General features: G+C 70.1%; 19 protein-coding genes and 2 pseudogenes. 14 read left to right on the top strand and 7 right to left on the bottom strand.

From position 1 onward, the window contains the following. Positions 1-69 precede the first annotated feature (69 nt). Positions 70-3,228: a helix-turn-helix transcriptional regulator gene (locus NRF20_RS14135; protein ID WP_413752661.1), complete on the top strand. Its 3,159-nt coding sequence runs from the start codon at positions 70-72 to the stop codon at positions 3,226-3,228. Positions 3,229-3,249: 21 nt separating this feature from the next. Here the strand turns inward: NRF20_RS14135 and NRF20_RS14130 are convergent, their stop codons facing one another. The 3 genes from NRF20_RS14130 to NRF20_RS14120 all read right to left on the bottom strand — a co-directional run bounded on the left by NRF20_RS14130 (position 3,250) and on the right by NRF20_RS14120 (position 5,896). Continuing rightward, entirely contained in the window at positions 3,250-3,552 is a 303-nt protein-coding gene (locus NRF20_RS14130) for a DUF6191 domain-containing protein (RefSeq protein WP_398630427.1), read from the bottom strand. Between the two features lie 31 nt (positions 3,553-3,583). Then, the gene (locus tag NRF20_RS14125; RefSeq protein ID WP_398630359.1) at positions 3,584-4,762 is read right to left on the bottom strand and encodes a PQQ-dependent sugar dehydrogenase; all 1,179 of its coding nucleotides are present in this window, start codon (positions 4,760-4,762) and stop codon (positions 3,584-3,586) included. A 177-nt stretch (positions 4,763-4,939) separates the two neighbouring features. After that, positions 4,940-5,896 (bottom strand): aldo/keto reductase, encoded by a 957-nt coding sequence (locus NRF20_RS14120; protein WP_398630426.1) that lies wholly within the window; start codon positions 5,894-5,896, stop codon positions 4,940-4,942. A 169-nt stretch (positions 5,897-6,065) separates the two neighbouring features. On the opposite strand from NRF20_RS14120, the gene NRF20_RS14115 reads away from it, so the two are divergent. The 7 genes from NRF20_RS14115 (at position 6,066) to NRF20_RS14085 (ending at position 16,532) form a co-directional block, all read left to right on the top strand. After that, positions 6,066-7,016 carry a 2-hydroxyacid dehydrogenase gene (locus NRF20_RS14115; protein WP_398630358.1) on the top strand — a complete coding sequence of 317 codons (951 nt, stop codon included), beginning with the start codon at positions 6,066-6,068 and terminating at the stop codon, positions 7,014-7,016. A gap of 416 nt (positions 7,017-7,432) precedes the next feature. Next, positions 7,433-10,270 (top strand): putative bifunctional diguanylate cyclase/phosphodiesterase, encoded by a 2,838-nt coding sequence (locus tag NRF20_RS14110; RefSeq protein WP_398630357.1) that lies wholly within the window; start codon positions 7,433-7,435, stop codon positions 10,268-10,270. Positions 10,271-10,487: 217 nt separating this feature from the next. Then, on the top strand, positions 10,488-12,344 hold the full coding sequence (locus NRF20_RS14105) for an acetolactate synthase large subunit (RefSeq protein ID WP_398630356.1): 1,857 nt from the start codon (positions 10,488-10,490) through the stop codon (positions 12,342-12,344). A 22-nt stretch (positions 12,345-12,366) separates the two neighbouring features. Next, entirely contained in the window at positions 12,367-12,894 is a 528-nt protein-coding gene (gene ilvN, locus NRF20_RS14100; RefSeq protein ID WP_018102507.1) for an acetolactate synthase small subunit, read from the top strand. A 100-nt stretch (positions 12,895-12,994) separates the two neighbouring features. Further along, positions 12,995-13,996, top strand: coding sequence for a ketol-acid reductoisomerase (ilvC, locus tag NRF20_RS14095; RefSeq protein WP_037690024.1), 1,002 nt, complete (start codon positions 12,995-12,997; stop codon positions 13,994-13,996). A gap of 276 nt (positions 13,997-14,272) precedes the next feature. Continuing rightward, complete coding sequence (gene serA / locus NRF20_RS14090) at positions 14,273-15,865, top strand: phosphoglycerate dehydrogenase (protein ID WP_398630355.1); 1,593 nt, start codon at positions 14,273-14,275, stop codon at positions 15,863-15,865. 76 nt (positions 15,866-15,941) lie between these two features. Beyond that, entirely contained in the window at positions 15,942-16,532 is a 591-nt protein-coding gene (locus NRF20_RS14085) for a TetR/AcrR family transcriptional regulator (RefSeq protein ID WP_413752660.1), read from the top strand. 127 nt (positions 16,533-16,659) lie between these two features. Here the strand turns inward: NRF20_RS14085 and NRF20_RS14080 are convergent, their stop codons facing one another. Continuing rightward, the gene (locus tag NRF20_RS14080; RefSeq protein WP_413752659.1) at positions 16,660-17,802 is read right to left on the bottom strand and encodes a PucR family transcriptional regulator; all 1,143 of its coding nucleotides are present in this window, start codon (positions 17,800-17,802) and stop codon (positions 16,660-16,662) included. A 179-nt stretch (positions 17,803-17,981) separates the two neighbouring features. Between NRF20_RS14080 and NRF20_RS14075 the strand changes: the two genes are divergently transcribed. Next, positions 17,982-18,908, top strand: coding sequence for a proline dehydrogenase family protein (locus NRF20_RS14075; protein ID WP_266357658.1), 927 nt, complete (start codon positions 17,982-17,984; stop codon positions 18,906-18,908). A gap of 47 nt (positions 18,909-18,955) precedes the next feature. Continuing rightward, positions 18,956-20,587: an L-glutamate gamma-semialdehyde dehydrogenase gene (gene pruA, locus NRF20_RS14070; protein ID WP_398630352.1), complete on the top strand. Its 1,632-nt coding sequence runs from the start codon at positions 18,956-18,958 to the stop codon at positions 20,585-20,587. Positions 20,588-20,686: 99 nt separating this feature from the next. Here the strand turns inward: pruA and NRF20_RS14065 are convergent, their stop codons facing one another. Continuing rightward, positions 20,687-21,157 carry a DUF1877 family protein gene (locus tag NRF20_RS14065; protein WP_398630351.1) on the bottom strand — a complete coding sequence of 157 codons (471 nt, stop codon included), beginning with the start codon at positions 21,155-21,157 and terminating at the stop codon, positions 20,687-20,689. Between the two features lie 90 nt (positions 21,158-21,247). On the opposite strand from NRF20_RS14065, the pseudogene NRF20_RS14060 reads away from it, so the two are divergent. Next, positions 21,248-21,568 (top strand): annotated as a pseudogene (locus NRF20_RS14060) (aminoglycoside 2'-N-acetyltransferase); the annotation flags it as partial. Between the two features lie 9 nt (positions 21,569-21,577). Here NRF20_RS14060 and NRF20_RS14055 read toward each other — a convergent pair. Continuing rightward, positions 21,578-22,441: an NAD-dependent epimerase/dehydratase family protein gene (locus NRF20_RS14055; RefSeq protein ID WP_413752658.1), complete on the bottom strand. Its 864-nt coding sequence runs from the start codon at positions 22,439-22,441 to the stop codon at positions 21,578-21,580. 134 nt (positions 22,442-22,575) lie between these two features. Here NRF20_RS14055 and NRF20_RS14050 point away from each other — a divergent pair, with 134 nt between their 5' ends. Then, positions 22,576-23,412 (top strand): helix-turn-helix transcriptional regulator, encoded by an 837-nt coding sequence (locus NRF20_RS14050; protein ID WP_398630425.1) that lies wholly within the window; start codon positions 22,576-22,578, stop codon positions 23,410-23,412. An 18-nt stretch (positions 23,413-23,430) separates the two neighbouring features. Here the strand turns inward: NRF20_RS14050 and NRF20_RS14045 are convergent, their stop codons facing one another. Next, the gene (locus NRF20_RS14045) at positions 23,431-25,464 is read right to left on the bottom strand and encodes a phosphocholine-specific phospholipase C (protein WP_398630349.1); all 2,034 of its coding nucleotides are present in this window, start codon (positions 25,462-25,464) and stop codon (positions 23,431-23,433) included. Between the two features lie 192 nt (positions 25,465-25,656). Here NRF20_RS14045 and NRF20_RS14040 point away from each other — a divergent pair. Beyond that, positions 25,657-25,962, top strand: a pseudogene (locus tag NRF20_RS14040) (LysR substrate-binding domain-containing protein); the annotation flags it as partial. 184 nt (positions 25,963-26,146) lie between these two features. Further along, on the top strand, positions 26,147-26,275 hold the full coding sequence (locus tag NRF20_RS14035) for a hypothetical protein (protein ID WP_093772350.1): 129 nt from the start codon (positions 26,147-26,149) through the stop codon (positions 26,273-26,275). Positions 26,276-26,539 lie beyond the last annotated feature (264 nt).

Below are 26,539 nucleotides of genomic sequence, written 5' to 3'. Positions count from 1 at the left end.
TAGTCGTGTGACGGCCTCGCGATGCCGGACGATCCGATTCTGGGGCCCGCACCGTCGGACCCATGTGCGATGCTCGGCGACGTGGAGACCAGGTCCGTCAGTCCCGTGTTCGTCGGCCGCGCAGGTGAATTCGCCTCGCTCGTCGAGGCGCTCACCCGCGCCACCGCAGAGGACACCGGCCGGGCCGACCGCCCCGGCGGCGAGCCGCAGGCGCTGCTCATCGGTGGCGAGGCGGGCGTCGGAAAGACGCGGCTGATCGAGGAGTTCCTCGCGGCGGCGGCGCGCCGCGAGGCCGTCGTCGCCGTCGGCGGCTGCGTCGAGGTCGGTGCCGACGGCCTGCCCTACGCCCCGTTCTCCACCGCCCTGCGCGCCCTGCGCCGCACCCTGCCCGACGAGATGGCTGCCGCCTGCGCCGGGCAGGAGGGTGAACTGGCCCGGCTGCTCCCCGAACTCGGCGAGGCCGACCGGGACGCCACCGACGAGCACAGCACCGCCCGCCTCTTCGAACTCACCGCCAGACTCCTGGAGCGCATCTCGGCGCAGCGCGCCGTCGTCCTCGTCCTGGAGGACCTGCACTGGGCCGACGCCTCCACCCGGCATCTCCTCGCCTATCTCTTCCGCACCGTGCGCAGCGGCCGCCTCGTCGTGATCGGCACCTACCGCTCCGACGACATCCACCGCCGCCACCCCCTGCGCCCCCTCCTCGCCGAACTGGACCGGCTCCGTACCGTCCTGCGGATCGAACTCGCCCGCTTCAACCGCGCCGAGGTACGCCGCCAGCTCACCGGCATCCTCGCCGCCACCCCCGAGGCAGCCCTGGTGGACGAGATCTTCGAACGCTCCGACGGCAACGCCTTCTTCGTCGAGGAACTCGCCTGCAGCCTGGAGAGCGGCGACCGCTCCCGACTCTCCGACTCGCTGCGCGACCTGCTGCTTGTCCGCGTCGAAGCGCTCCCCGACGACGCCCAGAAGATCGCCCGGATCGTCGCCGAGGGCGGCTCCACCGTCGAGTACGAACTGCTGGCCGCGGTCGCCCGGCTCACCGAGGACGAACTCATCGAGGCGCTGCGGGCGGCCGTCGGAGCCAACCTGCTGCTCACCACCCCGGAGGGCAACGGCTACCGCTTCCGGCACTCCCTGGTCCGCGAGGCCGTCAGCGACGATCTGCTGCCCGGCGAGCGCTCTCGGCTCAACCGGCGCTATGCGGAAGCCCTGGAGATCGATCCCACCCTCGTCCGCGCCGGTGAACGGGCCACCCGGCTCGCCAGCTACTGGTACGGCGCACACGATGCCGCCAAGGCCCTGCCCGCCGTACTGAAGGCCTCGGTCGAGGCCCGCCGCCGCTACGCGTTCTCCGAGCAACTCCGTCTGCTGGAAAGGGCGATGGAGCTGTGGGACGACGCCCCCGATGACGTGCGCCGCACCCTGCGCCCCATCGACTACGCAGAGAGCTACCCGGTTTGCGGCTGCGACCCCGACACCACCCCGTTGCGCTATCTCGACCTGATGGCCGAGGCCACCGTCGCCGCCCGGTTCGGCGGCGAACGCGAACGGGCCCTGGCCATCGCCAAGAAGGCCATGCGCGTCCTGGACGGCGAGGACGACCCGCTGCGCGCCGCCTGGTTCTGGGTCCAGCGCTCCCGGCTGATGCAGGACCTCACCCGTGGCGACGGATGGCAGGAACTGGCCACCGCCCAGGAGCTCGTACGCGGCCTGCCCCCGTCCGTCGTGCATGCCGATGTGCTGATGAGCGTGGCGGGATGGGGGGCCTTGCACCGCCCGGGCGCCGAGACGCTGCAAGCCGTCGACCGGGCCGTGGAGTACGCCCGGCTCGTCGGTGACGAGTACATCGAACTGCACGCCAGGCTCACCCGTGGCTGGCTCAGCGCCGACGCGGGCAGTGTCGACGGGGGCATCGCCGAGATGTACGCGGTCCGCGACCGCGCCGATGAACTGCACCTGGTCGGCATCATGAGCCGGGCCGGCATCAACCTCCCCTCCGCCCTCGAATCCATGGGCCGCTCCCTGGAGGCCGTGGCCGCCGCGGACCACGGCATCGACATCAGTCGCAGCCACGGCATCGCCGACATGGAGGCATGGGTCCGCTGCAACCAGGCGACCTCGTTCTTCTCCCTCGGCCACTGGGACGAGAGCCGTGCGACCACCGACGCGGCGGCCCGCGCCGCCCAGTCCAGCAAGGCGCAAGGGCTCGTCGCCTCACGCCGTACCGAACTGGCCCTCGCCCAGGGCGACCTGTCCGAGGCGGAGATTCAACTCGCCCTGACCCGACGCTGCTTCGGCTCCCGCGACCCGCAGCCCCAGCACCTCATCAACCCCGTACGCCACGCCGTGATCCTCGCCGTGCAGCAGGGGCGTCTCCCCGAGGCGCGGGCCGCGTTCGAGGCGCAGGCGGAGCAGGGCTTCCCGCCCGGCACGCAGCGGTATGCCCTGCCGCTGCTCCATGTCGCCGCCGCTGCCGAGGCCGACGCCCGGGGTCTGCCCGCCGCCGAACCCGGCCGGCCTGCGATCCTCGCCGGTATCCGGACCCACCTGAAACGGCTGCCGATGCTCATTCCCATCTGGGCCGCCTACGGACTCCTGGTCGATGCCGAGCTGGCCCGGGCGGAGGGTCACGACACCCCCGACCACTGGTCCCGCGCCGCCACCGCATTCGGCCCCCTGCACCGCCCGTACGAGCTGGCACAGATCCGCCACCGCTGGGCCGAGGCCCTTCTCATCGCCGCCGGCGACCGGTCCGCGGCCACCACCCTGCTGCGCGAGGCCCACCGCACCGCCGGGCGACTCGGCGCGCGCCCGCTGACCGAGACCATCGAGCTGCTGGCCGGACGCGCCCGCATCGCCCTCACCACCTCCGAGCGGTCCCCGGCCCACGGCACCGCCCAGGAGATACCGGTCGCCGTCACCGTCCCCGCCCAGGACGGCATCACAGAGGGGGCGGCGAACCGGGATCAGACCGAGGACCACCTGCGCGAGGCGGCAGCAGCCGCGGTGGAGTCCTTCGGGCTGACGCGACGCGAACAGGATGTGCACCGTCTCGTCGCAGCCGGTCACACCAACCGCAGGATCGCCGAGGAGCTCTACATCTCACCCAAGACCGCGAGCGTGCACGTCTCCAACATTCTCGCCAAGCTCGGCGTCTCCAGTCGCGGTGAGGCGGCCGCCCTGGCCCATCGGCTCCGCCTGTACCCGGCCCGGAACGCCTCCTGATACCGGGGGCGTCCGACCCGCCTACGGCCGCGCGTCCGGACCGGCCTCCGGAGCGTCCGGGGTATCGGTATCCGGCCCGGACGCCTCATCGAGGTCGTCCGCTGCCCGGTCCGGGTCCGGTATCGCGTCTGTCGCGCCACGGTCCGCCCCAGGACCGCCGTCGGTACCGGACGCCTTGACGATCACCTTTCCGGAGGCCAGGTCTATCGGCCCGCGCCCAGGGTCGCCGACACCGAGATCCACCCGGGTCAGCTCCAGCCGCTTCTGCTCCTCGGCGGCATGCTTACGGCCCGGCGCGAAGAGTTCCTCGAAGAAGTTGAACACCGGTCGCACGCCCTTTCGCCTGCTGTAGCCGCTACCGCACCTCCAGCACCAGGATCCTGTCGTCTCCCGGCTTCGGGGTGCCACGGGTGTCCGTATTGCTCGTGACCAGCCAGAGCTTGTTGCCGCCCGCGGCAAGCACCGTGCGCAGACGCCCGTACTTCCCCTTCAGGAACGATTGCGGGGCCGCCAGGGATTCCTTGCCGGACAGCGGAATCCTCCAGAGCCGCTTACCGCGCAGGCCCGCCATCCAGATCGAACCCTTGGCGAAGGCGATCCCGCTCGGGGACGCTTCGGACGGCTTCCACTGTGCCACGGGATCGATGAAGCCCGGCTTTCCCGCCTTGCCCTCGACCTCCGGCCAGCCATAATTCCCACCCGGCTCGATCAGGTTCAGCTCGTCCCAGGTGTCCTGCCCGAATTCGGACGCCCACAGCTGCTTCTGCCCGTCCCAGGCCAGCCCCTGCACATTGCGGTGCCCGTACGAATACACCACGGAGTCGGCTTCCGGATTGCCGTGCAGCGGCTGGCCGTCCGGGGTCATCCGCAGGATCTTGCCGGCCAGCGACTTCTTGTCCTGCGCGAGCCCGGTGTCCCCCGTCTCCCCGGTGCCCGCGTACAGCATGTGATCCGGGCCGAAGGCGATCCGCCCGCCGTTGTGGATCGAGCCCTTCGGGATGCCCCGCAGAATCGTGTCCGGTGCACCCAGCAGCCGGCCGGGCGTCGTACCGTTCTCGTCGTACTGCATGCGCGCGATGCGGTTGTCGGACTCGGTCGTGAAGTACGCGTACACCAGATGGTCCGAACCGTACGTGGGGGAGACCGCGATCCCCAGCAGCCCTCCCTCCCCACCGGGCGACACCCCGGGCACGGCGCCCAGCAGGGTCTTCTTGCCGCTCTTCCCGTCGATCCGGGTGATCGTGCCCTTGTCGCGCGAGGAGACCAGCAGGTCGCCGCCGGGCAGCTCCGCCAGCCCCCACGGCGAGTCGAGGCCCTCGGTGAGCGTGGAGACCACCTCCACCGAGCCCTTCGCCGGTGGCAGGGCCACCGGCGCGGACGGGGAGGCCGACGGGCCCGAGGCGGCAGGGGAGGGGCGGGACGGCGACGGCATGTGCCCGACGCCCGCCGCACCGCCGGAACCGTTCCCCGAGGAACACCCCGCGGTCAGCAGCAGCGTGCCCGTGGCCAGCACGGCCACCGCTGCGTGACGCATGCCTCGGTGCCGCCCCCGACGACCCGCAGGGCCTTGTACAGATCCGAACAGAACACCGCGCACAGCACCGATCCCTTCGACGGCCACCCGACTACTGTTCCTACACCGCGGCCCCGCCCCGGGTACCCGATGCCCGCCGGTTTTCTCGGTCGGTGATCACGGATGCGGGGCCGGAGGTCAGTCCCACGACCCCCGCGCCGGGGGCAGCCGGGCGATCTCCACGAGATCCTGCGCGGTCAGCGTCAGCCCGGCCGCCCCCGCGTTCTCCACCGCCCACCGCTCCCGCTTGGTCCCCGGCACCGGCACCACGTGCGGCCCCTGCCGCAGCACCCAGGCCAGCGCCACCTGCGCCACGGTCGCCCCGTGCCGCTCCGCGATCCGCCGCAGCCCGACCACCACCGGCTGGTTCGCCGCCATCATCTCGGCCGTGAACCGCGGATGCCTGGCCCGCAGGTCGTCGGGCTCGAAGCCCTGTCCCGGGGTCAGCGTGCCCGTCAGATAGCCGTTCCCCAGGGGCATCGCCGCAAGCAGCCCCACACCCCGAGCCGAGCACCACGGAAGCAACGACTCCAGCGCCTCCGGCGACCAGACCGACAGCTCCGCCTGCACCGCGCTCACCGGGAAGACCTGTTGCACCCGCTCCAGCTGACGGATCGTTTCGTCATGCATTCGGGCACCCGGCCGACGTGAAGCCCGCGCCCCGACCGCACAGAGTCCGAGCGCTCGCACCTTTCCGGCGGTCACCAGCTCCGCCATCGCGCCCCAGGTCTCCTCGACCGGCACCTCGGGATCGGCCCGGTGCAGCTGGTACAGATCGATCACATCGGTCTGCAGCCGCCGCAGCGAGGCGTCACAGGCCCGCCGCACATAGCCGGGGCGGCCATTGGCGACGATGTGCTGATCGCCCACCAGCAGCCCGCACTTGGTGGAGACGAAGGCATCGGACCTGCGGCCCTTCAGCGCCCGGCCCACCAGCAGCTCATTGGTGAAGGGGCCGTACATGTCGGCCGTGTCGAGCAGTTGGACGCCCGCGTCGAGCGCGGCGTGCACGGCACGCAACGCACGGTCACCGCGCTGCTGCGACGCGCTGTACGCCCAGTTCATCGGCATACAGCCAAGACCGACCGCACCCACGGCGAGCGCCGCCGCACCGAGACTCCTGCGCTCCAACTCCCCGAACCCTCCCTAAGGTCCCGTGACGACAGGACCTCGGCCCCGCCGTCACGGGACCACACCGCACCCCAAAGTAACCTCTGCCGGCCGCCGCCCCTCGCGCAGCCTCCCGGGGATTAGCCTCCTGGCCATGACTTCGACGAAGACTCCCGACGTATGGATGCCGTTTCCCGCCGACGAGATCGAAGGACTCCCCGAGGGTCTCAACTACCACTTCTGGGACGGTGCGCAGGATTACCCGGCCGACCCGGCCCACTGCGCCTTCTACGTCGTGCCGTACATGAAGGGTTCCCAGGTCGCGGTCCGTCCGCTCGCCGGCATGGCACAGGTCCAGATCGTGCAGACGCTCACCGCGGGCATCGACCATGTCGAGCCGGGGCTCGGTCTGCTGCCGGCCGGGGTGCGGCTGTGCAATGCCAAGGGGGTCCACGAGGCGTCGACCGCGGAGCTCGCCCTCGCCCTGATCCTCGCCTCCCTGCGCGGCTTCCCCGGGTTCGTCCACGGCCAGGACAAGGAGGAGTGGCGGGCCGGCTTCTACCCCGCGCTCGCCGACAAGTCCGTGCTGATCGTGGGGTACGGATCCATCGGGGCCGCCATCGAGGACCGGCTCGAACCCTTCGAGTGCGCGCGGGTGGCGCGCGTCGCGCGCTCTGCACGGACAACAGCACGCGGCCCCGTACACACACTCGACGACCTGCCCGCACTCCTGCCCGAAGCCGACGTCGTCGTGCTGTCCACCCCGCTGAACCCGTCCACCCAAGGGCTGGTGAGCGCGGAGTTCCTTGCCGCGATGCGGGACGGAGCGCTGCTCGTGAACGTCGCACGGGGCGGCGTCGTCGACACCAAGTCGCTGCTGCTCGAACTCGAGTCCGGTCGGCTGCGTGCCGCCCTCGATGTCACCGACCCGGAACCGCTGCCCGCCGGTCATCCCCTCTGGCATGCTCCGAACGTCCTGATCACTCCTCATGTGGGCGGCAGCACCTCGGCATTCGAGCCGCGCGCCAAGCGTCTGGTGGCCGGACAGCTGAACCGTTTCGCCATAGGGGAGCCGGTGCAGAACGTCGTACGCACCACCGGCTGACCACGCTGCGGGTCCGTACGACTGCGTAACGTTCCGACAGGCCCTCTGATCGTCACGGAGAGTAGATAAACTATGTCCCTGAGTGACTGGTCTGGTGTATCGTCCCGAAAGGGGCGCTGAGCCGAGGAAGGGACTGCGCCGGGGAGGACGCAACACGCGAGGGGGCGACGGGCGATGTACGGCCGAGGGGTGAACGATCCGGCACCGCAGGGCAGCCGACGGCGACCGGGGCCTGTTCCGGGTTTCCCGTCGTCCGCCCGGAGGGCGGGCGACACGGCATCCGGTGCGTGCGATCGCCGGGCGGAGGGCCGTCCTCGTACTGGACGCTCTTGGACGAGCCCGACAACGGGAAACCCGGAACAGGCCCCGGTCGGGCGCCGGGTGCGTGCGCACCCGGCGGCGTCGGGTGCGCCCCGGTGAGCGCGCCGGCCGGCGCCCTCGAGGCGTTGCTCTCACGGCGGTCCACCACCGGCGGCGCATCCGCACTGGTCCTGCAGGTCCTGGTCGGCCTCGTCTGCGGCGGTTACGCGGTGGGGGCGGCCCTCGGCTGGGGTTCTTCGGAACTGGCGCTCATCATGGGGGATCTCGGCCTCAGCGCCGCCGCGCTGGTCGCGGCCGTCTCGTGCTTCCTCTACGCGCGGACCGGCGGCGACCGGTTCCGGCCCGCCTGGCTGCTGTTCGCGCTCTCCTCGCTCATGGCCGCAGGAGGCAATGCGGTCTGGGGCTGGTACGAGGTCGTGCTCGGGCGCCCGGTGCCCAGCCCCTCCCTCGCCGATGTCTTCTACCTCTGCTTCGCACCACCCGCCATCGTCGGGCTGCTCGTCCTCGCCAAACGCCCCGTCACCCGGGCCGGATGGTTCTGTCTCGCGCTGGACTCCTGGCTGATCGGCGGATCGCTCCTTACGCTCTCCTGGAGCCTCGCCCTCGCCCATACCGCGCATCTCGTGGATGCCGAGGGCGCGAGCGTGGCCCGCGCGGCGCTCGCGCTGGCCTATCCGCTGCTCGACATCGTGCTTGTCTCCATGGTGCTGGCCCTGCACTTCCGGCGGTCCAACAGCAACCGCTCCGCGGCGAACACCGCCGTTGCCGCACTCGCCCTGACGGTCCTGTCCGACGCCCTGTTCACCTCCCCGCTGCTGCGCCAGACCTACCACTCCGGCCAGTTGCTGGACGCGGGCTGGTTCGCCGGTTCCCTGCTCCTCGCGTACGCACCCTGGGGCGCGAACAGCGCAAAGGACAACGCCTTCCCGCCACGGGGCGCGCCGCGCCCCACCAGCCGGCCCATCGCGGGATCGCTGGCCGCGCTGACGCCGTATCTCGCCGCCGCCGTCTGCACTCTCGGCATTCTCTACAACGTCACCGAGGGCCGCAGGGTGGACCGCGTCGTGGTCTTCACCGGCTGCACAGTGGTGCTCGCCCTGGTCGTCCGGCAGGGCATCATGCTCGTCGACAACATCGCCCTCACCCAGGAGCTGGCACAGAAGGAGAACCACTTCCGCTCCCTGGTGCAGGGCTCCAGCGATGTCATCATGATCGCCGCCCCCACCGGCGTCCTGCGCTACGTCAGCCCCGCCGCCGCGGGGGTGTACGGGCGCGATGCCGACGACCTGGTCGGTGCCGAGCTCGCCTCGATCATCCACCCCGAGGACCTGGGGCGGGTGGTCCACGAGGTACGCCGGTTCCTCGCCGCCTCTCCGGGGGAGGAGCCCACCACCCGGATCGAGTGCCGTTTCAGATCCGGCACGGGCGACTGGCTCAATGTCGAATCCACGGTCAACCGCCACCAGGGCGGGCTGATCCTCAACAGCCGCGATGTGACCGAACGGGTGCGGCTGCAGGCCCAGTTGCAGCACAATGCCGAGCACGACCCGCTCACCGACCTGCCCAACCGCGCCCTGTTCACCGAGCGGGTGCGCCAGGCACTCGGCGGCCGCCGCTCCGGCGACCCCGGCACCGCCGTGCTCTTCATCGACCTCGACGGCTTCAAGGCGGTCAATGACCGCCTCGGCCACCAGGCGGGCGACGAGCTCCTCATCCAGGCCGCCCGCCGCCTCCACGAATCCGTACGGGCCGGCGACACGGCGGCCCGCCTCGGCGGTGACGAATTCGCGGCCATCATCCTCGGCGACGGCATCCGTGAGCAGTCCGCCCGGGAATGCCAGGTCCACGAGATCGCCGACCGGCTGCGCCTCACCCTCTCCCAGCCGTACCGCATCGGCACCGGCGATGTCCGGGTCGCAGCGTCCATCGGGGTCGCCTTCGCCGAGCCCGGCATCTCTCCGAGCGACCTCATGCGCAACGCCGACCTCGCCATGTACCGCGCCAAGGCGGGCGGCAAGAACCGCGTCGAGCTGTACGCCCCGCAGATGCAGGCCGAAGTCGTACGCCGCTCCGAGCTGGCGGCCCGGCTGCGCACCGCTCTGCGCGACGGCGAGTTCGCCCTGCTCCACCAGCCCGTGGTGCATCTCGCCAGCGGCACCGTCGCCGCCGTCGCCGCCCAGGCCCGCTGGCGCTCCGCCCAGGGCATCCTGTTCACCCCGGCCGAATTCCTTCGCGTCGCCGAGGACAGCGACCGCACCGCCGAACTCGGCCGCTGGCTCCTCGAAGAGGCCGTCGAGCAGGCCGCCGACCGGGCCAGGGCCGGCCATCCGGTCTCCGTCGCCGTTCGGCTCTCCGCCCGCAGGCTGCTCGACAAGGGGATGCCGTTCGGCTCCGTCGAGGCGCTGCTCACCCGGCACAGCCTGCCCTCCGGCGCCCTGATGATCGAGGTCGCCGACAGCGACCCCCGGATCTCCTTCGACGAACTCGAACAGCGTCTCATCGCGCTGCGCCGACTCGGTGTCCGCATCGCGCTCGACGGCTTCGGCAGTGGATACGCCGCGATCAACGCCCTGCGTCGGCTTCCCATCGACGTACTGAAACTGGACCGCGGTCTCGTCGAGGGTGTCGTGGAATCCGCCCGGCTGCACAAGATCACCAGCGGCCTCCTGCGTATCGCCTGCGACCTCGGCATGCAGTCCGTGGCCGATGGTGTCGACGTACCGGAGCAGGTTCTCGCGCTGCGCGCCATGGGCTGTACGCACGGTCAGGGAATGGCCTTCTCCGGGCCGCTCGACGAGTACCGGCTGCGCCGCGCCCTGGCCCGCGGCGAGTTTCCGGTGCCCGGCAGTGCCACCGCCCAGCCGGTCCTGGCCGGCGGCTCGATCCCACTCCTCAGCGGCTCACATGTTGAGATGCCCGTCCCACCCACTTGACACGTTGTATGCGTCGGAGAGAGGGTCAATGCCATGCGCACCCGAATTCTCGTACTTGGAAAGCGCGTCGGCTGAAGCAGAGTCCCTCACTGACACTCTGCAGACCACACCGGCGCGCTCCCCTCGCTTGCCTCACGGCACGAGGGGTTTTTTGTTGCACTAACACCAGGCAAACCCTCGTAAAACACCCGCAAAAACCCTCAGCTTCGAGAAGAGAATGCCGATGACCGAGCAGGCCACCGGGGCCCACCATCCCCAGCCGCGGGCCCGTAACGGCGGATCGCCCGCCGCCACCGTTGAGCACGTCACGGGCGCGCAGTCCCTCATCCGGTCTCTTGAGGAGGTGGGGGCCGACACGGTATTCGGCATTCCCGGCGGTGCCATCCTTCCGGCGTACGACCCGATGATGGACTCCACCCGGGTCCGTCATGTGCTGGTCCGTCACGAGCAGGGCGCCGGACACGCCGCCACCGGCTACGCACAGGCCACCGGCAAGGTCGGCGTCTGCATGGCCACCTCCGGCCCCGGCGCCACCAACCTGGTCACGCCGATCGCCGACGCCCACATGGACTCCGTCCCGCTGGTCGCGATCACCGGCCAGGTCGCCTCCAAGGCCATCGGCACGGACGCCTTCCAGGAAGCAGACATCTGCGGCATCACGATGCCGGTCACCAAGCACAACTTCCTGGTCACCAAGGCCGAGGACATCCCGCACACCATCGCCGAGGCCTTCCACATCGCCTCCACCGGCCGTCCGGGCCCCGTCCTCGTCGACATCGCCAAGGACGCCCTGCAGGCGCAGACCACGTTCAGCTGGCCGCCCACCCAGGACCTGCCCGGCTACCGCCCGGTCACCAAGCCGCACGCCAAGCAGATCCGCGAAGCCGCCAAGCTGATCACCCGGGCCAAGCGCCCGGTGCTGTACGTCGGCGGCGGTGTTATCAAGGCGGGGGCCACCGCCGAACTGAAGGTCCTCGCAGAGCTCACCGGAGCGCCCGTCACCACCACACTGATGGCGCTCGGCGCATTCCCCGACAGCCACCCGCTGCACGTCGGAATGCCGGGCATGCACGGTGCGGTCACCGCCGTCACCGCGCTGCAGAAGGCCGACCTGATCGTCGCCCTCGGAGCCCGATTCGACGACCGCGTCACCGGCAAGCTGGACAGCTTCGCCCCGTACGCCAAGATCGTCCACGCCGACATCGACCCGGCAGAGATCGGCAAGAACCGCGCCGCGGACGTCCCGATCGTGGGCGATGCCCGCGAGGTCCTGGCCGACCTGGTCCAGGCCGTCCAGGCCGAGCACACCGAAGGTCACGTCGGTGACTACGACGCCTGGTGGAAGGACCTCAACCGCTGGCGCGACACCTACCCGCTCGGCTACGACCTGCCCGAGGACGGCAGCCTCTCGCCGCAGCAGGTCATCCAGCGCATCGGTCAGCTCGCCCCCGAGGGCACGATCTTCGCGGCGGGCGTCGGCCAGCACCAGATGTGGGCCTCGCACTTCATCCAGTACGAGCAGCCCGCCACCTGGCTGAACTCCGGCGGCGCCGGAACGATGGGTTACGCGGTCCCGGCCGCGATGGGTGCCAAGGCCGGCATGCCGGACCGTACGGTCTGGGCGATCGACGGCGACGGCTGCTTCCAGATGACCAACCAGGAACTCACCACCTGCGCGCTCAACAACATCCCGATCAAGGTCGCCATCATCAACAACGGGGCGCTCGGGATGGTCCGCCAGTGGCAGACCCTGTTCTACAACCAGCGGTACTCCAACACCGTGCTGCACTCCGGCGCCGACACCGAGGGCGTCCCGGCGAAGGGCACCCGCGTCCCGGACTTCGTCAAGCTGTCCGAGGCCATGGGCTGCCACGCGATCCGCTGCGAGGACCCGGCCGACCTGGACAAGGTCATCGAAGAGGCCAACTCCATCAACGACCGCCCCGTCGTGATCGACTTCATCGTCCACGAGGACGCCATGGTGTGGCCGATGGTCGCCGCCGGCACCTCCAACGACGAGGTCATGGCCGCCCGCGGGGTCCGCCCCGACTTCGGCGACAACGAAGACGACTGAGAGACAGAGAGAGACCGACTCCATGTCCACCAAGCACACGCTCTCCGTCCTGGTCGAGAACAAGCCCGGTGTCCTCGCCCGGATCACCGCCCTGTTCTCCCGCCGCGGCTTCAACATCGACTCGCTCGCGGTCGGTACCACCGAACACCCCGACATCTCGCGCATCACCATCGTCGTCAATGTCGAGGACCTGCCGCTTGAGCAGGTGACCAAACAGCTCAACAAGCTGGTGAACGTCCTGAAGATCGTCGAACTCGAGCCGTCCGCTGCGATCCAGCGTGAGCTCGTCCTGGTGAAGGTCCGCGCCGACAACGAGACCCGCTCCCAGATCGTCGAGATCGTTCAGCTGTTCCGCGCCAAGACCGTGGACGTCTCCCCGGAGGCCGTCACGATCGAGGCGACCGGCGGCGCCGACAAGCTGGAGGCCATGCTCAAGATGCTGGAGCAGTACGGCATCAAGGAGCTGGTCCAGTCCGGCACCATCGCCATAGGGCGCGGCGCGCGCTCGATCACCGACCGTTCGCTGCGCGCCCTCGACCGTTCGGCCTAGGCACCGCAACTTCGCCGCTCGTATGGCGAGACCCGAAAACGTATCTGACGCACCCCGCCGTACGGTGGGACGCAACACCTGCACACCAAGGAGAGACCCAGTGGCCGAGCTGTTCTACGACGACGATGCCGACCTGTCCATCATCCAGGGCCGCAAGGTCGCGGTCATCGGCTACGGCAGCCAGGGCCACGCCCACGCGCTGTCGCTGCGCGACTCGGGTGTCGACGTCCGTGTCGGTCTGCACGAGGGCTCCAAGTCCAAGGCCAAGGCCGAGGAGCAGGGCCTGCGCGTGGTGACCCCGTCCGAGGCCGCCGCCGAGGCCGACGTCATCATGATCCTGGTCCCGGACCCGATCCAGGCCCAGGTCTACGAGGAGTCCATCAAGGACAACCTCAAGGACGGCGACGCGCTGTTCTTCGGCCACGGCCTGAACATCCGCTTCGACTTCATCAAGCCGCCGGCCAATGTCGACGTCTGCATGGTCGCCCCGAAGGGCCCGGGCCACCTGGTCCGCCGTCAGTACGAGGAGGGCCGCGGCGTTCCGTGCATCGTGGCCGTCGAGCAGGACGCCTCGGGCAACGGCCTGGCGCTCGCCCTGTCGTACGCGAAGGGCATCGGCGGCACCCGCGCCGGCGTCATCAAGACGACCTTCACCGAGGAGACCGAGACTGACCTGTTCGGTGAGCAGGCCGTCCTCTGCGGTGGCACCGCCGCCCTGGTCAAGGCCGGTTTCGAGACCCTGACCGAGGCCGGTTACCAGCCGGAGATCGCGTACTTCGAGTGCCTGCACGAGCTGAAGCTCATCGTGGACCTCATGTACGAGGGCGGCCTGGAGAAGATGCGCTGGTCCATCTCGGAGACCGCCGAGTGGGGCGACTACGTCACCGGCCCGCGGATCATCACGGACGCCACCAAGGCCGAGATGAAGAAGGTCCTCGCGGAGATCCAGGACGGCACCTTCGCCAAGAACTGGATGGCCGAGTACCACAACGGTCTGCCCAAGTACAACGAGTACAAGAAGGCGGACAGCGACCACCTCCTGGAGACCACCGGCCGTGAGCTGCGCAAGCTCATGAGCTGGGTCAACGACGAGGACGCGTAACCCGTTCGCCCCGGGGGCGGGTCTCCTGACCCGCCCCCGCGGTGTTCCCCCCTTGTTTCACCGCTGGAAGAGGCGGCGTCGTACGTGTGTACAAGTCGTCCACCCCCGTGTGGGTGATCCTTCCATCGGGGCGCAGTATGCGTCCTGGCGCATGACTACACTTCTCCACACATACACGCGTCAGGCCCACAGTGTCGTGCGTCTTCCACGCGGCAAGCCCCTCCACCGCCTGCGGCCGTCGGGACGGCCGTCCGCACTGGACTTGTGAGGACTCACGTGAGCTCGAAACCTGTCGTACTCATCGCTGAAGAGCTGTCGCCTGCCACGGTTGACGCCCTGGGTCCGGATTTCGAAATCCGGCACTGCAACGGCGCGGACCGCGCCGAGCTCCTCCCCGCGATCGCCGATGTCGACGCCATCCTGGTGCGCTCCGCCACCAAGGTCGACGCCGAGGCCATCGCCGCCGCGAAGAAGCTGAGGGTCGTCGCCCGCGCGGGCGTCGGTCTGGACAACGTCGACGTCTCCGCCGCCACCAAGGCCGGCGTGATGGTCGTCAACGCGCCGACCTCCAACATCGTGACCGCCGCCGAGCTGGCCTGCGGTCTGCTGGTCGCCACCGCGCGCAACATCCCGCAGGCCAACACCGCCCTCAAGAACGGCGAGTGGAAGCGCTCCAAGTACACCGGCGTCGAGCTGAGCGAGAAGATCCTCGGCGTCGTCGGCCTCGGTCGCATCGGTGTACTGGTCGCTCAGCGCATGTCGGCCTTCGGTATGAAGATCGTCGCGTACGACCCCTATGTGCAGCCCGCGCGTGCCGCCCAGATGGGCGTCAAGCTCCTTACGCTGGACGAGCTGCTCGAGGTCGCCGACTTCATCACCGTGCACCTGCCCAAGACCCCCGAGACGCTGGGCCTGATCGGCGACGAGGCGCTGCACAAGGTGAAGCCCTCGGTGCGTATCGTCAACGCCGCGCGCGGTGGCATCGTCGACGAGGAGGCGCTCGCCTCCGCCCTCAAGGAGGGCCGGGTCGCCGGCGCCGGTCTCGACGTGTACACGAAGGAGCCCTGCACGGACTCCCCGCTGTTCGAGTTCGACCAGGTCGTCTGCACCCCGCACCTCGGCGCCTCCACCGACGAGGCCCAGGAGAAGGCGGGCATCGCGGTCGCCAAGTCCGTGCGCCTCGCCCTCGCCGGTGAGCTCGTGCCGGACGCGGTCAACGTCCAGGGCGGTGTGATCGCCGAGGACGTACGCCCGGGCCTGCCGCTCGCCGAGAAGCTCGGCCGGATCTTCACGGCGCTCGCGGGCGAGGTCGCGGTCCGCCTCGACGTCGAGGTGTACGGCGAGATCACCCAGCACGACGTCAAGGTGCTCGAACTCTCCGCGCTCAAGGGCGTCTTCGAGGACGTGGTCGACGAGACCGTGTCGTATGTGAATGCCCCGCTCTTCGCGCAGGAGCGCGGTGTCGAGGTCCGCCTCACCACCAGCTCCGAGTCGCCGGACCACCGCAACGTGGTCACCGTCCGCGGCACGCTCTCGGGCGGCGAGGAGGTCGCGGTCTCCGGCACGCTGGCCGGCCCCAAGCACCTCCAGAAGATCGTAGCTGTCGGCGAGTACGACGTGGACCTGGCGCTGGCCGACCACATGGTGGTGCTGCGTTACGAGGACCGTCCCGGTGTCGTCGGCACGGTCGGCCGGATCCTCGGCGAGGCCGGTCTGAACATCGCGGGCATGCAGGTCTCGCGGACGGACGCGGGCGGCGAGGCGCTGGTCGTACTCACCGTCGACGACGACGTCCCGGCGTCGGTTCTCACCGAGATCTCCACGGAGATCGGTGCCGCATCGGCCCGTACGGTGAACCTGACCGACTGACGGCCCAGGGCCCCGCGTACCCGGCATCTAGACGTGCGTCTTACACAGGCGTCTGCATGCCGGGTACGCTGCTTTCATGGGACACCGTGAGGATCTGCTCGAAGGCGCCAAGCGCTGCCTGCTGGAGAAGGGGTACTCCCGGACGACGGCGCGCGACATCGTGGCCGCCTCCGGTACGAACCTCGCCTCCATCGGCTACCACTACGGCTCCAAGGAGGCCCTGCTCAACCTCGCCTTCCTCAAGGTGACGGAGGAGTGGGGCGATGTGCTCACCGAGCGGCCGGACGTGGACACGGACGGCGGCGACGGCGGGCCCCGGTCGCCGCTCGACCAGTTCCGCGACACCTGGGAGCGGGTGATCGACAGCTACGGGCAGACCCGGTCCGTCTGGCAGCTCCAGATGGAGGTCGTCTCCCGGATCGACGAGGACCCGGAGCTGCAGAAGGCCCTGGCGGGCCCGCAGCGCGCGGGGCGTGACGGGCTCGCCCAGAACATGCTCGGCATCGACCCGGAGACGGACCCGGAGAAGGCGCGGGTGGCCGGGCTGTTCTGCCAGGCGCTGCTCGCGGGTGTGATGGTGCAGTGGCTGATGGACAGTGAATCGGCGCCGTCCGCACAGGATCTGACGGACGGTCTGAAGGTGGTGCTCGAAGGACGGGTGCGTTAGGAAGGGCCTGGAGTCGGCGTCCGGGTCGGGCCGAGCGCCCGGGGTCCGGGGCGACGGCTGCGCCCGCGAACGCCGACGGGCTGATGGGGGCTACCGGATGCGTCGGGCCCGGTGGCGGCGCGCGGGATCAGAGCCGCGCGCCCTTGAGTGTCATGTGCAGCAGGAGCCGGTCCTCGCCGTCGTTGAGATCGAGGCCGGTGAGCTGCTGGACCCGGGAGAGCCGGTAGTAGAGCGTCTGGCGGTGGATGCCGAGTGCGGTGGCCGTACGGGACGCCTGGCCCGCGCAGTCGAGGAACACCTCGGCGGTGCGGGCCAGATCCTTGTGCGGCGGGGTGAGCAGGGCGCGGACCGCGGGATCCGCGGCCGCTTCTGCGGGGAGCGCGGTCAGCAGCCGGTACGGACCGATCGCCGACCATTCGGCGACCGGGCCGAAGCGGGACTCGGCCGCCGCCGCGCGGGCCGCGGCCGACGCCTCGTGCCAGGCCTCGGCCAGGTCCGCCAGGCCCCGGCGGGGCACCGCGACCCCCGCGGTGGCGTACCCGCCCGCGGAGGAACGCAGCCGGTCCGCGGCGGTGAGCGCCGGGTCGAGGACATCGCTGGAGCGCAGCCGGATCAGCGCGGCCAGCGAGGGGACCCCGGCGGCCCCGGGAGCCGGAACCGAGGCCAGCGCCGATGCCGAGGACACCGTACGGACCGATGGCGGATCGTCGGTCCACGGGGTCACGCACACCACCGTGTGCAGGCCCTCCGCGTCCCGGCCCAGCGCCTCGTGCAGCGCGGCCACCGCCATGTCGCGCTGCCAGCCCCGCCCGGCGGTGAGGACCGCACCGAACTCCCGGGACAGATCCGTGCCCGCCCGCGCCTCGTCGGAGAGCAGCCCCCCGATCCGGGCCGCCACTTCCATCGCCGCCTTCAGCTGCTCGTCGGTCGGCCCGGGGTCCGCGTCGAGCAGCCATACGTAACCGAGCACGACACCCCGATGGCGTACCGGCAGACAGATACGGCCCCGGAACACCCCGGCCTCCGGGGCGGCCGGAATACGGACCGGGCCGGTGGCGCGGGCGATGCCGAAGCCCTCGAACCAGGCGCGCACCGCGGGCGTGGAGCGCCGGGTCAGGATCGAGCGGGTGCGGACCGGGTCCATCGCCGTGTCGTCGTCGCTGTCGTGGGCGCCGAAGGCGACCAGGCCGAAGTCCCGGTTCTCCAGCGTCGCGGGGGCGCCGAGCAGCCCGGAGATCTCGTCGACCAGCTCCTGGTAATCGCCCTTCACCCGGCCATTCTCGCACCCCTTCAGACATATGTCTGAGATCCCGGGAATGGATGCGTGACAGCTGTCGATGGCACACCATCGGAGGGATCCTTAGATTTCACGGTGGTTCTCCGTGCTGTACCGCTCTGTTCCTTATCTGCCGGTACGGCCTTCGTTCGTACTTTCCGTGGAGGTGCCCCGTGCTGGGTCCCGTGATTCTCGCCGCGTCCCGCAGCGACAAGATGCGCCGTTTCATCTCGGCCGCACCTGGCACCAAGCAGGTCGTCGACCGGTTCATCGCCGGGGAGACCGTCGACCAGGTCGTCCCGATCATCGAGGACGCCGCCGACAAGGGCCTCGAAGTCACCCTCGACGTGGTCGGCGAGGACATCACCACCCCTGAGCAGGCCGCCGCCGCCCGCGATGCCTACCTCGAACTGATCGAGCGCCTCAAGGACCTGGGCCTGGGCACCAAGGCCGAGATGTCTGTCAAGCTCTCCATGTTCGGCCAAGCGCTGGACGGCGGCCACGAGCTGGCGCTCGCCAACGTCCGCCCGGTCGTCGAGGCCGCTGCCGCGATCGGCACCACGGTCACGCTGGACGCCGAGGACCACACCACCCTCGACTCGATGTTCGCCATCCACGAAGAGCTGCGGAAGGACTTCCCGCAGACCGGCTGTGTGATCCAGGCGTACCTGTTCCGCACCGAGGAGGACGCCCGCCGCCTGGCCGCAGCCGGCAGCCGCGTCCGCATCGTGAAGGGCGCCTACAAGGAGCCCGCCTCCGTCGCGTACCAGGACAAGGCCGAGATCGACAAGGCGTACGTCCGCATCCTGAAGACCCTGATGGAGGGCGAGGGCTACCCGATGATCGGGTCGCACGACCCGCGTCTGATCGCCATCGCCCAGGAGCTGGCCCGGAAGGCCGGGCGCAAGCTGGACGAGTACGAGTTCCAGATGCTGTACGGCATCCGCAGCGACGAGCACATCCGGCTCGCGGCCGAGGGCCACCGGATGCGCGTGTACACCGCGTACGGCACCGACTGGTACGGCTACTTCATGCGCCGCCTCGCGGAGAAGCCGGCGAACCTGCTGTTCTTCGGCCGCTCCATCCTCACCAAGGGCTGACCTGCCCGGCTGACCCCCACCCCCTGACACAAGGAGACAAGGCACTCATGGACGCTGTTACTCAGGTCCCCGCGCCGGTCAACGAGCCGGTCCACTCCTACGCCCCGGGTTCCCCGGAGCGTGGCCGCCTGGAGGCGAAGCTCAAGGAGCTCAGCCAGAACCCGATCGACCTTCCGATGACCATCGGTGGCGAGAAGCGGATGGGTGGCGGCGAGCGCTTCGACGTCGTGCAGCCGCACAACCACAAGGCCGTCATCGGTACCTTCGCCGGCGCCACCGAGCAGGACGCCCAGGACGCGATCGACGCCGCGCTGGCCGCCGCCCCGGCCTGGCGCGCGATGTCCTTCGACGACCGCGCCGCGATCATCCTGCGCGCCGCCGAGCTGCTGTCCGGCCCCTGGCGCGAGACGCTGGCCGCATCCACGATGCTCGGCCAGTCGAAGACCGCCCAGCAGGCCGAGATCGACACTCCCTGTGAGCTCGTCGACTTCTGGCGCTTCAACGTGCACTACGCGCGCCAGATCCTCGCCGAGCAGCCCCCGGCCAACTCGCCGGGCGTGTGGAACCGCATGGACCACCGCCCGCTGGAGGGCTTCGTCTACGCGATCACGCCGTTCAATTTCACGGCCATCGCGGGCAACCTGCCCACCGCCCCCGCCCTCATGGGCAACGTCGTGGTGTGGAAGCCGTCCCCGACGCAGACCCACGCCGCCGTGCTGCTGATGCAGCTTCTGGAAGAGGCGGGTCTGCCCAAGGGCGTCATCAACCTGGTGACCGGTGACGGCATCGCCGTCTCCGAGGTGGCCCTGAACCACCGCGACCTGGCCGGTATCCATTTCACCGGTTCGACCCCCACCTTCCAGCACCTGTGGAAGACGGTCGGCAACAACATCGCCAACTACCGCACCTACCCGCGGCTCGTCGGCGAGACCGGCGGCAAGGACTTCGTCGTCGCCCACCCGTCGGCCGACCACGCCGTGCTGAAGACCGCGCTCACCCGTGGCTCCTTCGAGTTCCAGGGCCAGAAGTGCTCGGCTTCCTCCCGTGCGTACGTCCCGGCCTCCATCTGGAACTCCGGTTTCAAGGAGAAGTTCGCGGCAGAGGTCGACTCCATCACCATGGGTGACGTCACCGACCTGTCGAACTTCATCGGTGCCGTCATCGACGAGCGCTCGTTCGCCAAGAACAAGGCCGCGATCGACCGCGCCAAGTCCGACCCGTCCTGCACGATCATCGCGGGCGGCACGTACGACGACTCGGTGGGCTACTTCGTCCGCCCGACCGTCATCGAGTGCAGCGACCCGGAGAATGAGGTCTTCACGACCGAGTACTTCGGCCCGATTCTCGCCGTGCACGTCTACGAGGACGACAAGTACGACGAGATGCTGGAGCAGATGGAGTCGGTCTCCGACTACGCGCTGACCGGTTCCGTCATCGCGGGCGACCGCGCCGCGGCTGCGCACACGATGGAGAAGCTGCGGTACGCCGCGGGTAACTTCTACATCAACGACAAGTCGACCGGTGCCGTCGTCGGCCAGCAGCCCTTCGGTGGCGGCCGTGCCTCGGGTACGAACGACAAGGCGGGCGCCCCGCAGAACCTGCAGCGCTGGACCCTGACCCGGGCCATCAAGGAGACGCTGGTTCCGCCGACCGACTACACCTATCCCCACCAGGGCTGACGCCCCCGGGGCGCCGCACCCCCGGCGCCCGCCACGAATTCCGCCTCCCGCCCGGTTCCCCTGCCGGCCGGGAGGCGGTTTCCATTCCGGGGCCTTCCCTCAGTAGAGGAACCGCTTCACCACCGCGTCGCCCGCCTCCGCGGCCCGCCCGTAGAAGTCCAGCACCTGCCGGTAGTGGTGGGCGAAGACATCGCGGACCTCGGGCTCCGGCCAGCCCCAGTGCGCGCCGACACCCCCGGCGGCCGCGCGCCACAGCTCGTCGAACGGATGGGTGCGGAGGAACTCCGCCGCTTCCCGCACCTCCCCGGCCTCCAGAGTCACCGACGGCGCTTCGATTCCGGCCGGGTCCTCGTGGACGGCCCCGCCGAAGACCGGGAGCTCGCAACTGCCATGGCCGGGCGGTGCGGTGAGGCACAGCTTGTGCACCTCGGAGAAATCCTTGGAGATGTTCAGATCCGTCTCCAGGCGGTCGAACTCGTCGTCCGTGTCGGCAAAGACCGCCGCCACCCCGGCGAAGTGCTGCGGCAGCCCGGTTGCCGGAACAGCCCGTGCCTGCATGCTGAAGCTCATCGTCGCCCCTCCTGCCGGGCCGCTGTCCGCGGGCCCCCTGCTCATGAACGGTAGGGGCGCCCACTGACAACGGCCCGGGCCGACGGGTGAGCCGGCTACGTGGAGGCCGTGGCCGTCCGCGCCGACCGTCGGCGGGAAGGGCTCGGCGGGCGCGTGATGGCCACGCTGGAACAGGTCATCGACGGGGCGTACGCCTTCGGGGCCCTGTCCGCATCGGCTGCCGGGGCCGCACTGTACGCGGGGCGCGGCTGGCAGACGTGGCCGGGGCGGATCGCCGTACTGGGGCTGAGCGGCGTGGAACCGCTGCCGGACGAGGAGGGCAGTACGTATGTCCGTGGCGCGGCCGGACGACCGCTGCCCTCCCCGTCCCGCAAGCTGATCTTCGACTGGCGCGACGGCGATGTGCTGTGACGGGAACTGCTACAGGGCCCCCGCGTCCCGGGCCGTCCACACCGATGGATACAGCGGCCGGTAGCCCAGTTCGTCGCGGGCCCGCAGCGTCGAGGTGATTCCGTACCACGGATCGGGGTCGACCAGGTCCGCCGACTTGTCCGGTACCGCAACCCCGTTGAGCTGGTGAAGCTCCGCCGCCGTCACCGGGGCGTCGTCCGAGAAGTGGTAACGGCGGCCCGCCGCACCCGGTGCGTACAGCAGCTTCAGCAGGCCCTGGGCGACGTCCGCGTGATGCACCATCTGAAGGCGCTGGTGGCCGGCCCAGTGGACCACCCACTGCATCGCCTCCGCCACGTGCGGGTCGCCCTCGCCGTAGACGAACGGCAGCACCGCGACCCGCACGTCGAGCCCGTGGTCGCGGTGCAGAGCCATCAGCCCCTCCTCGGCCGCGGCTTTCGACTCCGGGTAGGCACCCCAGAGCATGCCGCCGGGCATGCTCGCGTCGTCCTCCGTCAGTGGCCTGCCGCGTCCGGCCCCGTACGACAGGTTCGTGCTGATCTGCACGAACCGCCTGGTGCCCGCCTCCAGCGCGGCCCGGCCCAGCGCCACGGCCGCAGCGTGGTTGACCGCCCAAGCCTCGTCGTCCGGCACCCCGCGGAACGCCGCCGCGATGTTCACCACCGCGTCCGCCCCGGCCAGTGCCTTGCGCACGGCCTCGGGGTCCCGCAGATCACCGGTCGCGACCTCGGCCCCCAGCGCCGCGAACGGTGCGCCCCGTTCCTCGTCCCGCACGATCACCCGCACCGTGTCACCAGGGGCTGCCCGCTGCATCAGACGCGGGACGAACCGCCGGCCGACCTCACCCGTGGCACCTGTCACCAGAATCGACATCATCGGTTCCTTTCGTCGTCTTCGTCGGCCATCACCCTGCGACGGGACGGCGACCGGGGGGAGAGACGCGGTCATCCGGGGACCGGCACTCCCTGGATCCCGGTCCCCGGGCGGGTCATGCTGGGTACGTGGACCTGGACCGATCCGAACTCGCCGACTTCCTGCGCCGCTGCCGCACCCGCCTCGAACCGGCCGACGTCGGGCTGACCGCCGGTTCCCGGCGGCGCACCCCGGGGCTGCGGCGGGAAGAGGTCGCCCAGCTCACCGGCGCCTCCGTGGACCACTACACGCGGCTGGAGCAGGGCCGCGGCTCACGCCCCTCACGCCAGATGCTGTCCGCCCTGGCCAGGGCGCTGCGGCTGAGCGAGGACGAGCGTGACCATCTCTTCCATCTGGCGGGCGAGGAGCCGCCGCGCGCCAACCACGGCCCGACCCAGCATGTGCGCCCCGGTCTGCTGCTGGTCCTCGACCGGCTGCACGACGTGCCCGCCCAGGTCTTCAGCGACCGCGGCGAGATCCTCGCGCAGAACGCCATGGCCGTGGCGCTGGCCGGGGAGAAGGAGCCGGGTCACAACATCATCCGGTCCTGGTTCACCGTTCCGGACAGCCGTACGCTCTTCCCGCCCGAGGATCACGAGGCGCATTCCCGCAACCATGTCGCCCAGCTCCGCGCGGTGTCGGCCGCACGCCCCGACGACCCTCCGCTCGTCGCGCTGGTCCGTGAACTGCGCGCGGTGAGCGCCGAGTTCGAGGAGCTGTGGACCGAGCACCAGGTGGCGATGCGGCGCGCCGAGCACAAGCGGTTCCTGCATCCGGTCGTCGGTGAACTGGATCTGGACTGTGAGGTCCTGGTCACCGCCGACTGCGGGCAGCGGCTGGTCATCCACACGGCCCGGCCCGGCACCGGGACGTACGAGCGGCTGCAGCTGCTGAGGGTGGTGGGCCTGCAGGACCTGACCGCCGGGGTATGACGGTCAGGTCCTGGCCGGTCAGCCGCTGATGCTCGCCGCACCCGTCTCGATGTGGCCCGTGTACCGGCGCGACCATGTGCTGTCCGCGTCGGCCGTGACCGTGAAGTCGTACCAGCCGTTCTGCCCGGCGACGGCGTTGAAGCAGTCCTCCGTGGAGCCGCCCGCTGCCACGGTGTACGTCCACGGGCCGTCGGCACGGTAGTTGTTCGACGTGAGGGTGAACTTCACCGCTGCCGTGGACGCGTTGGACAGCCGGAACCAGATGGCGGCCTTGCCGGTGTCCGGCGCGGTGGCGTACCGGGCGGCGACCTCCAGGCTCTTGCCTGCCTTCGTGGCGTCCCCGGTGAAGCGGCGCAGGAACCGGTTGGGGCCGGCCATGGTGATGTCGTACTTCCCGCCGCCGTACCCCGTACCGATGTTGAAGTAGTCGGACGCCGTCCCGCCCGCGTCGACCGTGTACTGCCAGGGTTCGGTCGAGCGGTACGCGGTCGGCTGGATCGAGAAGTGTGCGGCGCTCTTCGCGGGGGCGCCCTGGTTGGCCATGGAGAACCAGGCCAGGATCTTCCCGGCGGTACCGAACTCCAGCCGGTCCAGGTTGCCGTTCGTCTGGTACGGCAGTGCACGGGCCGGGCGGGTGCCGGGCTCCTGCGCGGGCAGCGCGTTGGTCTGCGGGGCCGGGTTGGGCAGCGGGGCGCAGGTGCCGATGCCGATCACCTTGGCGGTGGAGGGCAGCGACGGCACTCCGTACACCGGATGCGCGAAGTCGAAGACCCCGGTCAGGTCACCGGTGACCTTGCGGCGCCAGGCACTGATGTTCGGGCAGGCGGCCGGCTTGCCGATGGCCGAGGTCCAGGTCTCCAGGAAGCGCAGCACCGAGGTGTGGTCGAAGACCTCGGAGCTGACCCAGCCGCCGCGGGTCCACGGCGACATCACCAGCATGGGGACGCGGAAGCCGAGGCCGTACGGGACGCCGTTCAGGAATTCGTCGGCGGTGTTCGCGGGCGGCGCCGGGGGCGGCACATGGTCGAAGAAGCCGTCGTTCTCGTCGTAGTTGAGGAACAGGACGGTCGAGTCGAAGACCTCGGGACTGGCGGCGAGCGCCCGGTACACCAGGTCGACGAAGTGCGCGCCGTCACCGGGCGGGGCGTAGGGGTGCTCGGAGAAGGCCTGGTTCGCCACCACCCAGGACACCTGGGGCAGCGTGCCGTTCAGGGCGTCGGCCTTGATGGCGGCGGCGATGTCGTCCGGTGTCGAGCCGGTGGTGGCGGGCACGGATGCCATGGCCCGGTCGTGCAGGGGGCTGCCGGGGGCGGCGTCGGTGAACTTCTTGAAGTAGGCGAGACCGTTGTCGCCGTAGTTGTCCTGCGCGTTCTGGTAGACCTTCCAGCTGACCCCGGCCCGCTCCAGGGCCTCGGCGTACGTCTCCCAGGTCAGGCCCGACTCGTCGCCGCCGTCGTGGCTGGACGAGTCGACCTTGCCGCTCCACAGATAGGTCCGGTTGGGGCCGGTGGCGCTCAGCGTGGACGAGAAGTAACCGTCGCAGATGGTGTAGTTGTCGGCCAGCGCGTAGTGGTAGGGGATGTCGCCGCGGTCGAGGTAGCCGAGCGTACGGACGTTGCCCACCCCCCACACCCAGTTGTCGAGCCGGCCCTTGTTCCAGGCGGCGTGCTGGGAGGACCAGCTGTGCGGCAGATCGCCGTTGCACTGGGCGAGGGTCTCGCCGTCGGCGCCGCCCGCGGCGGGCGTGGCGCTCAGCTTCCACGGGTACTGGCGGCCGAGCACGTTCGGCTGGTTGAAGACCGGCTGCCCGCCGGGGAGGGTGATCGCGGCCCGGTCGGAGAAGCCGCGCACCCCCTTGAGCCTGCCGAAGTAGTGGTCGAAGCTGCGGTTCTCCTGCATCAGGATCACCACGTGCTTCACATCGGTGATGGTCCCGGACGCCGAGGCAGCCGCCGTAGTGGCCGCAGCCGGTCCGGCCGTTCCGGGTATCGCGGCGCCCGCCGCCACACCCGCGCCCAGCGCCACAAAGCTTCTCCGACTGACCGGTCGCATCCGTCCGCCTTCGCCTCGCGTGTGCCTCGGTGGCACATCGAGCGCAAGGGTCCCGGGGATGGCGGGCCGGGTCCAGGGATGTGCGGAGCGGAAAAGGTGAACACTTGGTCAACTTCTCGGCCCTCGACGCGACGACCGGGCCGTCGGCCTGCCGGCCGCGCCGGACAGGCCGGGACGGCCCGGCGGAAGAAGCAGGAGTGGATCCCGCATGCGACGGCCGAGGGCGACGGAGCGGTGCTCTCGATGGTGTCCCGTGGTCTCGGTATGACGATCAGGCCGGAGCTCTCACTCGAAGGAGCACCGGACACGGTCGGGATCACGGCTCTCGGGCCGGGGCGACCGATGCGTTCGGTCGGCTACGTCACCACCCCTGAGCAGGCACAATCGCTCGCTGTCCGGGCTCTGATCCAGGAACTGAGGGCGCGCGGCCGTAAACCTCCGTCTCAGATAGTAGGAAGTCCGAGTAATTGTGGAGACAGACCGGCCGAGCTGTCCTAGCTTTGTAGGAGCCGAACGTCTCGCTAGATCCAGCGACTGGCGGTCGTGAGTGTGCGCCCCTGTGCAGGCAACCCCTGCGGCGCCCGCTCCCCGCCCCTTCCGGCGCCTCGAAATCCCGATCTCGAAATCACGTTCACGATTTTTCGATCTCGAAATCCTAGCGATCTCAAGGAGTCGATCCACCATGGCCGAGACGACTGTCCGCCGAGTCCGTCACACCCACCGCCCGACCGAGTCGGAGCGCCAGAATGCCGCCGCCGCCCTGCAGCGGGCCCTGGACCGCAGGGACAACGGCGGCTCCACGGGCCACTGAGACCGCCCCGAGGGCCGGTCGTGGCGACCGGCCCTCGGGGCGGTCAGCGGGGGATCAGCCGCGGCTGATCTTGAAGTGGTCGATGCGCTCGCCCGACTCGGCCAGTGCTCGCCTCCGTAAGTGGGGCGATTTTCTCCCTGATGCCCGCGTGTGCGGTGCACCTTGAGTTGGGTTCCTGGTTCGCCCGAGCGCACCCTGACAGGGCTCGGGTGTCCGCATAGTGGACGTGGCGTGTCATGGTGTGGGACGCGCAGTAGGGTGCGG

The sequence above is a fragment of the Streptomyces sp. R-74717 genome (genome assembly GCF_047305335.1).
Classification (GTDB): domain Bacteria; phylum Actinomycetota; class Actinomycetes; order Streptomycetales; family Streptomycetaceae; genus Streptomyces; species Streptomyces atratus.
Note: the sequence above shows the minus strand (reverse complement) of the source record. Positions and strands in the feature narration are given on the sequence as shown.